Genomic DNA, 13136 nt, shown 5'->3' with positions numbered 1-13136 from the left:
ATCATCCCTCTTGACGGACTGAACCGAGTACGATGGCCGCGATGAATAGCACTGACATTCTTCCTCTGGTGGCGCAGATGAAGGCCGCGCTGGCGCGCAAGGATCGCGCGGAAACAAACCGCGCGGTTGCGGCGTTGCTCGACGGCGACGCGCCGCTCGGCCAGCAGTGGCAGGCCATTTCGCAACTGATGCAGGTCAGCGGCGAGTTCAATCTGGCGCTCCGTGCGATCGATGCCTTCATCGCCTCCGCCGCCGACAAGCCGCGCGCGCTTTATTCGAAGGTGGTGCTGTTGACGCAGGCGCAGCGGTTGCAAGAAGCGCACGACCTGCTGGCGACGCTGCCGGAGGATGTGCCGGACCGCGCCGGTCGTGCCTATGTCCTTGGCAATACGACGATGACGCTAGGCCGGATCGACGAGGCGCGTGCGCATCTGCTGACCGCGCTGAAGCATCGGCCCGGCTGGGGTCCTGCCTGGCTGTCGCTGGTGATGGCCGGCAATCTGGCGACCGATCCGATCGGCGATCAACTGCTGGCCGAAGGGCCGGTGGCCGAACGGCAGGGCCCGGCCGATCTGGCGCGCTATTGTTATGCGCTTGGCAAGCTGTACGTCGATCGCGGCGATCATCCGGCGGCCTTTGCCGCGTTCGCGCGCGGCGCGGCGCTGTTGAAATCGCTGACGCCCTATGGCCGGGACGCGAATGTCGCGAACGCCGAATCGACGATGACCGGATATTCGCACGATTTCTTCGATCTCATGCGCGAGCGCCAGACGATCGACACCAGCCGCCCGATCTTCGTCACCGGCCTGCCGCGATCCGGCACGACTTTGGTCGAGCAGATCCTCGCCAGCCACAGTGCCGTGCTGGACGGTGGCGAACTGAACCTCGTGCAGCATATGGCGGTATCGGTCGGCGGCGTCTCCGGCGATGCGATCACTCAATATGTCGCGCGGGGCGGCAGTCTCGACACCCTCGGCGGCCTGTATCTGCATCTGCTCGACGAGCGCTTCGGCCCGATCGGGCGGATCGTGGACAAGACGATCGACGTCAGCCGCTGCATGGGCCTGATCGCGACCGCGCTGCCCGATGCGCCGCTGATCTGGATGCGGCGCGATCCGCTCGACAGCGCCTGGTCCTGCTTCCGCACCTTCTTCATCCACGGCGTCGCGTGGAGTTTCGATCTGGTCGACATCGCGCACCATTTCCAACTGGAGGATCGGTTGATGGCCTTCTGGAAGGAGCAACTCGGCGACCGCTTGCTGGTCGTGCCGTATGGCGAGCTGGTCGAGGAGCCGGCGCTCTGGACGGCGCGGCTGCTCGCCCATTGCGGTCTGGACGAAGAAGCGGCGGCCTATACCCCGCACCTGACGGAACGTCGCGTCGCCACCGCCAGTTCGCTGCAGGTGCGCCGGCCGATCAACCGCGACGGTCTGGGTGTTGCGGAACCGTATCGCGAATTCCTGCAACCGTTCATCGAGGCCTATTGCGAAGGCAAGTCCGACGCCGGTGGAAGCATCGCGTTCAAAATACCCGATTCAGTGCCCGTGCCAGGATCGGCGGCAAGACATCGTCCTTGATTTCGCCGAGCTTGACTCGCCAGTCGCGCTTGTCCGCCGATTTCGGGCGGACCTGAAATTGCGTGGTATGCGATCGCTTCGTTCCGTCCCAAGTGGACGTGTAATAATAAAGCGCGATGGATTTGCGGGAAATGCCGGCCGGGTGATTGATCGGGTGTGGATTGCCGTGCTGGCTGTTTGATGTGGTGTTGAAAATGACACACCTGTTAAATTCCGGCACGATATTTTGCGTCAGCGTGGTCATGCCTTGATCCCACAATTCAAGGCTCCCGCCATATTCAGGTTTCCAGTCTTTGTTGAGGTAGATTAAGACATTAATCCGACGCTCTAAATTCATCACCTTGTGATGGTTGAAATCAGCGTGAACCGATAAATGCCCACCTTGCCGGATTTCATGAATTCCCGCCCCGAAGAAATACGGATCCGGAATAAGACCTTTGATACCGGTGATGTTTTCGATCAGTTTAATGAACGGGCGCGAATTGAACGAATAAAATAATCCTCTCAGATCGTCGGGCAGACTATCGGGCTGATAGCTGCGCTTAAATCGTTCTTGGGCACGATCGAATTCGACCCCATCTTCATTCAATTGCAAGTCGTCGCAACGCGCTAGGACGTTATCGAGTACTTCGGGCGGCAGGAAGTCGTCGATGACGATATGCGGAAAAGGTGATGCTGCATTATAACTTTCGGTAAGTTCGGCCCCGAGAGACTGGTCGCCCATCGGCTGCATATAGCCGCTAGCATCGTCCATTGTCGAAACGTAAGCCATGCCAAACCCTTCGATATTCATTCCGCCCGGACGCCTTTAACGCGGCCGACAGATTTGTCACGATTGCACCGCCCCCATCGCCTACAGCAAGATAACTTTTCGATCCCTTTTCGGGAAGGATCGGTCTCTCGAACGGCAGTTCACCCACCACATTGCCCGGCGCCGAATAGCGGCAGACGAGGAAATCGTTCGCGCGATTGCTGGCGATCGCGCATCCCAGCGCCGTCGTGTCGCGCCCGACGATCTGGGTATAATGCGCGACGTCGCTCCAGCGACCGGTGCTGCTCGAATCCGGCACAGGCACGGGGCGATAGAAACGATGTTCGTTGGTCCAGCCGCCGACCATTTCCTGGAACGTGTAGGCATGCTTCGTGCCCATCCAGAGGTTTTCGCCCTGGCGATCAGGACCATCGCCCTGCTGTTCGTGTTCGAAGCGGTCCTCGCGGGCGAGGATTCTGGCATAGACGGCGGCAGCGGCGGCTAGGCGATCGTCCCACGACAGCGGATCCAGGCCGACGGCGGCGCGGGCATCGTTATGATCGTCGAGCATTGTCGCGCGGAGCAGGGCGTCGCCCCGTGGCGCGGGCACCATCGTTCTGCGCGGCTCGACCGTCTGGCCGGTCGCACCGGGCGTTCCGCCTGCCAGCAATAGCAGCCCGAGCAGCGTGCCGCGCAGCCTGCGTCCGTTGGTTCTTGGGGCCAGCCGATCCTGCATCGGCGACGATCTATGCCCGATCGGCAGGGATCGGCCAACCGTCTGGCCGGGGCGAACAGGAGCCGAAAGCAACTAAATTGCGTCTCGCGCGTATTTAGCTTAAGGATAAAAACAACGGTAAAAAATAACGATAAAAATTAGGAGATGGTCGTGTTGCAACTGGTGCCTGGAAAATCCGGCGTGCGAATGGCGCGAGGCCTGGCCGCCGCCGCGCTGATCTCCGCCGTCATGTGGGCCGGGCTAGTGGCCGTCCCCCTGATCGTTTTCTGAGCGGAAGGCCGGACAGCAAAAAGCCGCCGGCCTTTCGACCGGCGGCTTTGCTAGACAGATCGCGAGATTATTCCGCGATCTTGGGCTTGCGACCCGGGCGCTTGGCCGGCGAGGCTGCGGCGGATGCGCCATCGGCCTTGGCCTTGCGGCCCTTCGATCCCAGACCGATGCGGATCGCCATGTCGCGTCGTGCGGCCGAATAATTCTCCGACACCATCGGATAGTCCGAACGCAGGCTGTAGCGCTCGCGATACTGTTCCGGCGTCAGGCCGTTGGTGGTCAGGTGGCGACGCAGGGCCTTGTACGGCTTGCCGTCGATCATCGACAGGATGTGGTCCTTCGAGGCTAGCGAACGACGAACCGACACGGCTGGCACATGCTCTTCACTGGTGGTCGCAGTCGCGGACTGGTCAGACCCGGGGGTGCCCGACAAATCGCTAACCGTGGCATGCATCGCACGCAGAAAAGCAGGAACCTCGTCTGCCGAAACGCGATTGTTCGCGTTACCGAGCCAAGCGATGGTCAGTTCGGTCGCCAATTCCACGGCGTTCCAGGGTGCTTCGTCGGACATTCTGACTCCATTATCATTTGCAAAAACTTGCAGTGTCGACCCCCGACAAGTGGTACTATAATGGATATGGACTAACAGGTACAGTTTATTGCGCAAAAAATTGTAAGATTCGCTCTGTGCTTGGTCTTCGATAAATTCTTGAGCGCGGGATTAAGGTACTTATTCGCGATATTGCAGTCATCGGACAGGTGTTGTTCGCAATCGATCCGACTGTCGCCATCGGCGTCGATGCCCCGCCTGATGAATTGGGCACCTCGTCGGGCTGATCGGGCCATTCGGCTTCCCCGATCGCCCCGCACGCGATACCGTGGCATCCGCCCCCTTCAACGTCGTGCGAGATCCATCTTGACCCTACCCACCCGTCAGATCGGCCAATTCACCGTTTCCGCGATCGGCCTCGGCTGCATGAACCTCAACCACGCCTACGGCATCCCGCCGGGCGAAGAGGAGGGCGCGCGCCTGCTCAATCGTGCGCTCGATCTCGGCTGCACCTTTCTCGATACCGCCGCGATCTACGGCGCGGGGGCCAGCGAACGGCTGATCGGCAAGGCGGTTATGCATAGGCGCAAGGAATTCATGCTCGCCAGCAAATGCGTGCTCGATGTGGTGGACGGGCAACGCGTGCTGGATGCCAGTCCGGCGGCGATCGCTCGCACACTGGATGCCGCGTTGCTGCGGCTCGGCACCGACCATATCGATCTCTATTACCTCCACCGTTTCGACCGCAAGGTGCCGATCGAGGATTCGGTCGGCGCGCTGGTCCGTGCGAAGGAAGCCGGCAAGATCGGCAGCCTGGGCCTGAGCGAGATGTCCGCCGCCACGGTGCGCCGCGCGCATGCCGTGCATCCGATCACGGCGCTGCAAACCGAATATTCACCCTGGGTGCGCAATCCCGAGATCGCCGTGCTGGAGGCGTGCCGTGAGCTTGGGATCGCCTTCGTCGCCTTCTCGCCCGTAGCGCGCGGTTTCCTCGCCGGTGCGGTGCGCGGGCCGGATTTCACGCCCGGTGACATCCGTGCCGCGATGCCGCGTTTCGTGGAGCCGAACCTGACGCACAATCTGGCACTGGCCGATCGTTTCGACGCGATCGCCGCGCGTGTCGGCTGTACGCCGGCGCAATTGTCGCTCGGCTGGGTGCTGGCGCGGGGCGAGGACGTCATTCCCATTCCCGGCACCGGCAATATCGCGCATCTGGAGGAAAACCTCGCTGCTGCAACGATCGCCTTCGATGCCACGACGCTGGCGGAAGTGGATGCGATCTTCACGCACGGCGCGGTCGCGGGACATCGCTATTCGCCGCCGATGCAGGCTGCGATCGATACCGAAAGCTGGCCGGACGACGTCGCGGCCTGATGCGATGTTTGATTTCGTATCATCCGGTACGATAGAGGGCGTCATGCCAAGCATCACGACATTCAACCGCTCCGCCGTCCACGCCGCGTATCGCATGGATGAGGAGGCGTGCATCGCCGAACGCCTCGAACAGGCCCAACCCCCCGCCGACGAACTGGCCGCGACACAGGCGCTGGCGCGCACTCTGGTCGAGGGCGTGCGCTCGCGCGGCGAGGGCAATGCGGTCGACAGCCTGTTGCAAAGCTATGCCTTGTCAACCGAGGAGGGCATCGCCCTGATGTGCCTGGCCGAGGCGTTGCTGCGCATTCCCGATGCGGCGACGCGCGACCGGCTGATCGCCGACAAGATCGGCGGCAAGGAATGGAGCGCCAATCTCGGTCGCTCGCAGTCGCTGTTCGTCAACGCCTCGACCTTCGGGCTGATGCTCACCGGCAGCGTGGTGACGCTCGGCGAGGTGGACGATTGGGCGGCGATCGCGAGGCGGGCCGTCACCCGGCTGGGCAAGCCGGTGATCCGCCGTGCCTTGTTCGAAGGGATGCGCATCCTCGGCCATCATTTCGTCTTCGGCCGTACGATCGGCGAGGCGCTGAAGCGCGGAAGCGCGGGCCGCGAAACCCACTCGTTCGACATGCTCGGCGAGGCAGCGCGGACGCAGGCGGACGCGGACTTCTATTTCGATGCGTATAAGGGCGCGATCGCCGCCGTCGGCAAGGCGCGGGGGCAGGGTGAGGTCGAGGGCGTCGACGGCGTCTCGGTCAAGCTTTCCGCGCTGCATCCGCGCTACGAATGGTCGCAGGCGAGCCGGATCATGGCCGAGATGCTGCCGCGCCTGCGCGAACTGGTCGCCGCGGCGTCCGCCGCCGACATCTGCCTCGCGATCGATGCGGAGGAAGCCGACCGGCTCGATCTGTCGATGGACCTGATCGAAGCTTTGATCGCCGACGACACGCTGTTCGCGAATGGCTGGCGCGGGTTCGGCATCGTCATCCAGGCGTATCAGAAGCGCGCATTACCGCTGATCGACTGGACGGTGGCGCTCGCCCGCAAGCATGACCGCCGCATCATGGTCCGGCTGGTCAAGGGTGCCTATTGGGACAGCGAGATCAAGGCCAGCCAGGTCGGCGGGTTCGCCGATTATCCGGTGTTCACGCGCAAATCCTCGACCGACGTGTCGTATCTCGCCGGCGCGCGCCGCCTGCTGGAGGCGAGCGATACGATCTATTCCGGGTTCGCCACGCACAATGCCGCCACCGTCGCCGCCATAAAAGCGATGGCCGGAGAGACTCCGTTCGAGTTCCAGCGCCTGCACGGCATGGGCGAGGATCTGTACGACGTGCTGCGCGTGGGAGAAGGCAATGCGCCGACGCCGGTGCGCATCTACGCGCCGGTCGGCGGGCATAAGGAATTGCTGGCGTATCTCGTCCGCCGACTGCTGGAAAACGGCGCCAACGCCTCGTTCGTCAACCGCCTCGCCGACGCCGACCTGCCGGTCGAATCGTTGATCGATCATCCGGTCGAAACCACGCGCGCCCTCGAGCCGCGGCGCAACCCGCGCATTCCGCTGCCGAAGGATCTGTTCGCGCCGTCGCGGGTGAATTCGGCGGGGATCGACCTCTCCGATCCGCTGGTCCGCGAACCGTTATTGGCGCGCCTCGCGGCTTTGGATAGTTCCCCGGCGAAGGCCGGGGCCCAGTTGCGGGCGGTTAATGGCAGCGGACAGCCCAAAGTTACTTCGGCCATCGCGACTGGACCCCGGCCTTCGCCGGGGAACAATGCCGCGCCGATGATCGGCAAGAAGTTGGGCAAGGGCACGACCAAGCCCGTCACTGCCCCGTTCGACCGCAGCATCACCGTCGGCACGGTCGTCGAGGCCACGCGCGATGACGTCGCCAAGGCCATCGCGCTCGCCCAAAATCTGCAACCCGATTGGGACGCCGCCGGGGTCGAGCGCCGCGCCGAGGCGCTCGATGTCGCCGCCGATCTGTACGAAGCGCATAGCGACGAATTGCTGTCACTGTGCGTGCGCGAGGCGGGGAAGACGTTGGGCGATGCGATCCTCGAACTGCGCGAGGCGGTCGATTTCCTGCGCTATTATGCCGTCGAGGCACGCCGCCAGTTCGTCCCCGGGGAAGCGCTGCCCGGCCCGACCGGGGAATCGAACACGCTCACCCTGCACGGTCGCGGTGTGATCGCGGCGATCAGCCCGTGGAATTTCCCGCTGGCGATCTTCACCGGACAGGTCGCCGCCGCGCTCGCCGCCGGCAATGCGGTGATCGCCAAGCCTGCCGGGCAGACGCCGCTGATCGCCGCGCTCGCGGTGGAATTGCTGCGCGAGGCTGGTGTGCCGGCCGACATCCTGCATCTGCTCCCCGGCGGCGGTGAAGTGGGCGCGGCCCTGGTCGCGCATGAGGGGATCGCCGGGGTGGTCTTCACCGGATCGACCAATACCGCGCGGTCGATCAACCTGACCTTGGCCCAGCGGAACGGGCCGATCGTGCCGCTGATCGCCGAGACGGGCGGGCAGAATGCGATGATCGTCGACAGTTCGGCCTTGCCCGAACAGGTGACGCGTGATGTGGTGCAATCCGCCTTCCAGAGCGCCGGGCAGCGCTGCTCGGCGCTGCGCGTGCTGTACCTGCAGGAGGACATCGCCGACGCCACGCTGGAGATGATCGCGGGCGCGATGCGCGCGCTGACGGTCGGCGATCCGCGCCTGCTATCGACCGATATCGGCCCGGTGATCGATGCGCCCGCGCGCAAATCGCTCGAGGATCACAGCGCCGACCTTGCCAGCGCCACCCTGTGCAAACTGCCGATCCCGGCCGGGCAGGGCGATTTCGTCGCCCCCGCCATGTTCGAAATCCCGGCGATCTCCGCGCTCGCCAAGGAGAATTTCGGGCCATTGCTGCACGTCGTGCGCTGGCCGGCAGACGGATTGGACGCGGTGATCGATGCGATCAACGCCACCGGCTTCGGCCTGACGTTGGGCGTCCACAGCCGCATCGACACGACGATCGAGCGGGTCACGGCGCGGGCGCGGGTCGGCAACATCTACGTCAACCGCAACCAGATCGGCGCGGTCGTCGGCAGCCAGCCGTTCGGCGGCGAAGGCTTGTCGGGGACGGGGCCGAAGGCTGGTGGCCCGCATTATCTCGCGCGGTTCGCGACCGAGCGCACTGTGTGCGTGGATACGACGGCGGCCGGCGGAAATGCGACCCTGCTCGCGAGCTGACGACGGATTTACACCGCGTTACGCGATCCCGGTGGCGACCTCGCGCAGCCATTCCGTCACCGCCTGAATGCGCGGCGTGCCGTGTGTGTCCTCATGCGTGACCAGCCAGAAGCTGCGTCCTAGTGCGACGTCGGGCAAGACGCCGGTCAGCGTCCGGTCGCGCCGCGCGATGAAATCGGGCAGGATGCCGATCCCGGCACCGCTGCGGATCATCGCATGCTGCACGTTGATGCTGGTGCTGCGCGCTCGCGCGACCAGCCCGTCATGGATTTCTGACAGATAATCCAGTTCCACCGCATGGATATGCTCGGCCACGTAGGAGATCAGCGTATGCCCGTTCAGTGCGGCGGCGCTGTCCGGCACGCCGTGCGCCACCAGATAGTCGTCGGTCGCATACAGCCGCAGCACGTAATCGGCGAGCTTCGCCGCCCGCAATTGCCGATTGCGCGGCCGCGCCAGCATCACCGCGACATCCGCCTCCCGCTTGGAGGGGTTAAGGAAACCGGAGGCGGTGATCAGGTCGAGTCGCACATTGGGGTGCGCAGCGCGAAATTGCGCCACGGCGGGCGCGACGAGATGCGTTGCCAGCCCTTCCGCTAGGCTCAGCCGCACATGCCCGGCGAGCGATGCGCCACGGTCCCCCTCCGTCGCGGAGAGCACCGCCGTCTCGATCGTCTCCGCCTGCAACAGCAGCGCTTGGCCCATCTCGCTCAACTGCCGCTCGCCGCCGACCGTCTCGAACAGGGCCGCGCCCAATGCCGCCTCCAGCCGGGCGAGGCGGCGCGACACCGTCGTCACGTCTATTCCGAGGAGCCGCGCCGCCGCCGCCAGTCGCCCGGCGCGTGCCACGGCGAGGAAGATGCGCAGATCGTCCCAATTTCCCAAGGTGTTTCCTTTTCCCCCTCAATTGCCCGTTGCCGTCATCCTGACGAAGGTCAGGATCCATTTCGCCTGTCAGACGATCGCCGATGAGGCGCGATGGATCCTGACCTTCGTCAGGATGACGGCAATTGTTGGGGTCGGTCTCCGCTTTACCCCGCAAAAACGCGCATGCCACCGGCAAAGATGATGGCTTGCATGCATAAATGCCCGGTGGGATAGGGGCCGCCAATAGAATTCTTCAGGAGAGAATATATGCGCGTCATCGATCATCTGATCGCGGGCCATTCCGGTGGCGGAGCCACGCGCACCGGCGATGTGTTCGATCCCAATACCGGTCAGGTTCAGGCCAGCGTCAATCTCGGCGATCAGGCGCTCCTCGACAAGGCCGTCGCCGCAGCGCTGAAGGCGCAGCCCGGCTGGGCCGCCACCAACCCGCAACGCCGCGCCCGCGTGATGTTCAATTTCAAGGCCTTGGTCGAGAAGAACATGGACGAACTGGCGCATCTGCTCAGCTCCGAACACGGCAAGGTGATCGCTGACAGCAAGGGCGACATCCAGCGCGGTCTCGAAGTGATTGAATTCTGCTGCGGTATCCCGCATGTGCTGAAGGGCGAATATACCCAAGGTGCAGGCCCGGGCATCGACGTCTATTCGATGCGCCAGCCGCTCGGCATCGGTGCCGGAATCACGCCGTTCAACTTCCCCGGCATGATCCCGCTCTGGATGTCCGGCGTGGCGATCGCCACCGGCAACGCCTTCATCCTGAAGCCCAGCGAGCGTGATCCGTCGGTGCCGGTTCGGCTCGGCGAACTGTTCCTCGAAGCGGGCCTGCCGGAAGGTATCCTGCAGGTCGTGCACGGCGACAAGGAGATGGTCGACGCGATCCTCGATCATCCGGCGATCAGCGCGGTCAGCTTCGTCGGTTCGTCCGACATCGCGCACTACGTCTACAAGCGCGGCGTCGCGGCGGGCAAGCGCGTGCAGGCGATGGGCGGGGCGAAGAACCACGGCATCGTCATGCCCGATGCCGATCTCGATCAGGTCGTCGCCGATCTGTCGGGTGCCGCATTCGGCTCGGCTGGCGAGCGCTGCATGGCGCTGCCGGTGGTCGTGCCGGTCGGCGAAAAGACCGCGATCGCGCTGCGCGAGAAACTGATCCCCGCCATCGCCGCTTTGCGCGTCGGCGTCAGCACCGATAACGACGCGCATTACGGCCCGGTGGTGAACGCCGCGCACAAGCAGCGCGTCGAGAACTGGATCCAGACCGGCGTGGATGAAGGCGCGGAACTGGTCGTCGACGGGCGAGGCTTCGAGCTTCAGGGGCATGAAAAGGGCTTCTTCATCGGGCCTTCGCTGTTCGATCACGTCACGCCGCAGATGGAATCCTACAAGGAGGAGATTTTCGGCCCCGTCCTGCAGATCGTCCGCGCCGACGATTTCGAACATGCCCTGCGCCTGCCGGGCGAGCATCAATACGGCAACGGCGTCGCCATCTTCACGCGCAACGGCCATGCCGCGCGCGAATTCGCCGCGCGCGTGAACGTCGGCATGGTCGGCATCAACGTGCCGATCCCGGTGCCGGTCGCCTATCACACGTTCGGCGGGTGGAAACGCAGCGCGTTCGGCGACACCAACCAGCACGGCATGGAGGGCGTGAAGTTCTGGACCAAGGTGAAAACCATCACCCAGCGCTGGCCGGATGGAGCCCCGGACGGTAGCAACGCGTTCGTGATTCCGACGATGGGCTGAAGTTCTGCGGACCGTCTTGGGAAACGCATCATGAAATCGGTATCCATTTCGGCCTCCTGCATTGCGGGTGCCCGTACATGATCATCGGCGGGCAATGGATCGTGCGTGCGCTTCGCGGCGTTTCCTATTCGCATCATTCGCGAAGGACGCATTCATGATCCGCAATTTCCTGATCGGCCTGCTCGCCGCCACCAGTCTCGCCGCCTGTTCGAGCAGGACCTCCGAAGCTGATAAGGACGCGCAAGCCGAGGCCGCGATGGCCAAGGTCGAGGCCTCGCCCGACGCCAAGGTGGCCAAGGGCCTGCCGGTGGTAGCGGCCAAGCCGACCAAGGCACCGTCGGCCGCCGCTCTGCCGCCGGCCTTCGAGGGCCGTTGGGGCATGAACCCCGCGGATTGCGACATCGCGCGTTCCGACACCAAGGGGCTGCTGATCGTCAAGGGTAACACGCTGACCTTCTATGAGGCGACCGCGACCGCGACCGTGGTCGGCGGCCCGTCGCGCTACAAGGTCGTGGCCGATCTCGCCTATAAGGGCGAAGGCCAGGAATGGCGGACGCGCGAGACGCTGGAATTGACCGCTGCCGGCACAGTTTTGCAGCGGACCGGCCAATCTCCGGTCAAGACGTACCGCTATGAGCGCTGCTAAACAGGATGGATGAGAGCGCGGATCGACTCTTCCGATCGGGCAGCCCGTCGATGGCGGCGGTGCTAGGATGCGCGCGTTCCTCCTGCTTGCCGCCTTGCTGGTCGCTGCGCGCCCCGATCCGCTCGCGGTCGCCACGGTGATGCCGGTACAGCCGACCAAGACTATCGCGCTCAGTTTCGACGATGCGCCGCGCGGGCCGGGTGCGTTTCTCACCGTCGATCAGCGCAATGCGAAACTGATCGCTGCGCTCCGCGAAGCGAGCGTCGAGCAGGCGGCGTTCTTCATCAACCCCGGCCGCATCATGCCGGGCGACGGCCACGAACAACGCATCGGCCGCTATGTCGCCGCGGGGCACGTTATCGCCAACCACACGTTCCTGCACGCGCATCTCTCGGCCATGTCTGCTGCGGCGTTCGTCGGCCAGATCGACGGGGCCGACGATTGGCTGAAGGGGCGCCCCGGCTTCCGTCCGTGGTTCCGCTTCCCCGCGCTGGACGAGGGCGGGGCGAACAAGGCGAAACGCGATGCCGTGCGCGCCGGGCTGAAGGCGCGCGGGCTCAGCAACGGCTACGCCTCGGTGGATGGTTCGGACTGGTTCATCGAGGGGGAAACGATCGCCGCGAAAAAGGCCGGCAAGCCGATCGACATGGCGGCGCTCCGCGATCTGTACGTCGAGACGATGGTGCAATCGGCGAATTTCTCAGACGATCTCATGCGGCGCACGCTGGGCCGCGCGGTGCCGCAGATGCTGTTGCTGCACGAAACCGATATCGCGGCGTTGTTCGTCGCCGATCTGGTCGCCGCGCTCCGCAAAGACGGCTGGACGATCATCACCGCCGACCGCGCCTTCGCCGATCCCGCGTATCGCGCCCAACCCGACATCGCGTATGCCAACGGCACACTCGCTGAACAACTCGCCTGGGCGCACAAACTGCCCGGCCAGCGCTGGTTCGATCGCAACGATCGCAAGGTGGCGACCGCTTTGTTCGCCGATCGCGTGTTGCATGCCGGGGGCGGGACGGAAGCGCTGCCGGATGGCGCGGCGTTGGCGCGGGCGGCCGCGTTGCCGCACATCCCGGTGCCCCTGCGTGGCTGCTGGCAATCGCCCGATGCACGCGCACGCCTGACGCTCGGTTATGCCACGATCGAGATCGCCGGATCGCCCAAACGCTATGCCATGGCCGACTCGGTGTCGCGTGTGGCCGCGCGCCGTATCGACGGCAATTTCCTGTTGCCCACGCCAACCGGCCGCCGCACCCTCGCGCGCACCCTGAGCCTCGGCCCCGACGCGTTCGGTACACCGCCCGGCCGGTTGCGCATGACCGGCGGCGGTGCCGGCGACCGTGCCTTCGTCCGCTGTTCCTGATCC

General features: G+C 64.5%; 10 protein-coding genes. 6 read left to right on the top strand and 4 right to left on the bottom strand.

What is annotated here, in order from left to right; genetic code table 11:
- Positions 1-41: 41 nt before the first annotated feature.
- A complete protein-coding gene (locus U1738_RS05195) occupies positions 42-1577 on the top strand; it encodes a tetratricopeptide repeat-containing sulfotransferase family protein (protein ID WP_332787942.1) in 1536 nt (511 codons plus the stop codon).
- Here the strand turns inward: U1738_RS05195 and U1738_RS05190 are convergent.
- The 3 genes from U1738_RS05190 to U1738_RS05180 all read right to left on the bottom strand — a co-directional run bounded on the left by U1738_RS05190 (position 1522) and on the right by U1738_RS05180 (position 3905).
- Entirely contained in the window at positions 1522-2370 is an 849-nt protein-coding gene (locus tag U1738_RS05190) for a 2OG-Fe(II) oxygenase (protein WP_332787941.1), read from the bottom strand. The genes U1738_RS05195 and U1738_RS05190 overlap by 56 nt on opposite strands.
- Positions 2318-3064: a CAP domain-containing protein gene (locus U1738_RS05185; protein WP_332787940.1), complete on the bottom strand. Its 747-nt coding sequence runs from the start codon at positions 3062-3064 to the stop codon at positions 2318-2320. The genes U1738_RS05190 and U1738_RS05185 overlap by 53 nt, the downstream gene beginning before the upstream one ends.
- A 337-nt stretch (positions 3065-3401) precedes the next feature.
- Positions 3402-3905, bottom strand: coding sequence for a Ros/MucR family transcriptional regulator (locus U1738_RS05180; protein WP_332787939.1), 504 nt, complete (start codon positions 3903-3905; stop codon positions 3402-3404).
- Between the two features lie 345 nt (positions 3906-4250).
- Here U1738_RS05180 and U1738_RS05175 point away from each other — a divergent pair, with 345 nt between their 5' ends.
- Positions 4251-5258 carry an aldo/keto reductase gene (locus tag U1738_RS05175; RefSeq protein WP_332787938.1) on the top strand — a complete coding sequence of 336 codons (1008 nt, stop codon included), beginning with the start codon at positions 4251-4253 and terminating at the stop codon, positions 5256-5258.
- Between the two features lie 43 nt (positions 5259-5301).
- Positions 5302-8490: a bifunctional proline dehydrogenase/L-glutamate gamma-semialdehyde dehydrogenase PutA gene (gene putA, locus U1738_RS05170; RefSeq protein WP_332787937.1), complete on the top strand. Its 3189-nt coding sequence runs from the start codon at positions 5302-5304 to the stop codon at positions 8488-8490.
- 18 nt (positions 8491-8508) lie between these two features.
- On the opposite strand, the gene U1738_RS05165 is transcribed toward putA, so the two are convergent.
- The gene (locus U1738_RS05165; protein WP_332787936.1) at positions 8509-9375 is read right to left on the bottom strand and encodes a LysR family transcriptional regulator; all 867 of its coding nucleotides are present in this window, start codon (positions 9373-9375) and stop codon (positions 8509-8511) included.
- Between the two features lie 249 nt (positions 9376-9624).
- On the opposite strand from U1738_RS05165, the gene U1738_RS05160 reads away from it, so the two are divergent.
- The 3 genes from U1738_RS05160 (at position 9625) to U1738_RS05150 (ending at position 13133) form a co-directional block, all read left to right on the top strand.
- Entirely contained in the window at positions 9625-11121 is a 1497-nt protein-coding gene (locus U1738_RS05160; RefSeq protein ID WP_332787935.1) for a CoA-acylating methylmalonate-semialdehyde dehydrogenase, read from the top strand.
- Positions 11122-11275: 154 nt separating this feature from the next.
- Complete coding sequence (locus tag U1738_RS05155) at positions 11276-11767, top strand: hypothetical protein (RefSeq protein ID WP_332787934.1); 492 nt, start codon at positions 11276-11278, stop codon at positions 11765-11767.
- 67 nt (positions 11768-11834) lie between these two features.
- Positions 11835-13133: a polysaccharide deacetylase family protein gene (locus tag U1738_RS05150; RefSeq protein ID WP_332787933.1), complete on the top strand. Its 1299-nt coding sequence runs from the start codon at positions 11835-11837 to the stop codon at positions 13131-13133.
- Positions 13134-13136 lie beyond the last annotated feature (3 nt).

Origin of the sequence: Parasphingomonas caseinilytica, assembly GCF_036663755.1 — a bacterium.
Lineage (GTDB): Bacteria > Pseudomonadota > Alphaproteobacteria > Sphingomonadales > Sphingomonadaceae > Sphingomonas.
Note: the sequence above shows the minus strand (reverse complement) of the source record. Positions and strands in the feature narration are given on the sequence as shown.

Excerpts from the sequence above, each read along its gene's own strand:
- U1738_RS05150 (WP_332787933.1), top strand. The coding sequence starts at position 11,835 with ATGCGCGCGTTCCTCCTGCTTGCCGCCTTGCTGGTCGCTGCGCGCCCC.
- U1738_RS05190 (WP_332787941.1), bottom strand. The coding sequence starts at position 2,370 with ATGAATATCGAAGGGTTTGGCATGGCTTACGTTTCGACAATGGACGAT.
- putA (WP_332787937.1), top strand. The coding sequence starts at position 5,302 with ATGCCAAGCATCACGACATTCAACCGCTCCGCCGTCCACGCCGCGTAT.
- U1738_RS05180 (WP_332787939.1), bottom strand. The coding sequence starts at position 3,905 with ATGTCCGACGAAGCACCCTGGAACGCCGTGGAATTGGCGACCGAACTG.
- U1738_RS05185 (WP_332787940.1), bottom strand. The coding sequence starts at position 3,064 with ATGCAGGATCGGCTGGCCCCAAGAACCAACGGACGCAGGCTGCGCGGC.
- U1738_RS05195 (WP_332787942.1), top strand. The coding sequence starts at position 42 with ATGAATAGCACTGACATTCTTCCTCTGGTGGCGCAGATGAAGGCCGCG.
- U1738_RS05160 (WP_332787935.1), top strand. The coding sequence starts at position 9,625 with ATGCGCGTCATCGATCATCTGATCGCGGGCCATTCCGGTGGCGGAGCC.
- U1738_RS05155 (WP_332787934.1), top strand. The coding sequence starts at position 11,276 with ATGATCCGCAATTTCCTGATCGGCCTGCTCGCCGCCACCAGTCTCGCC.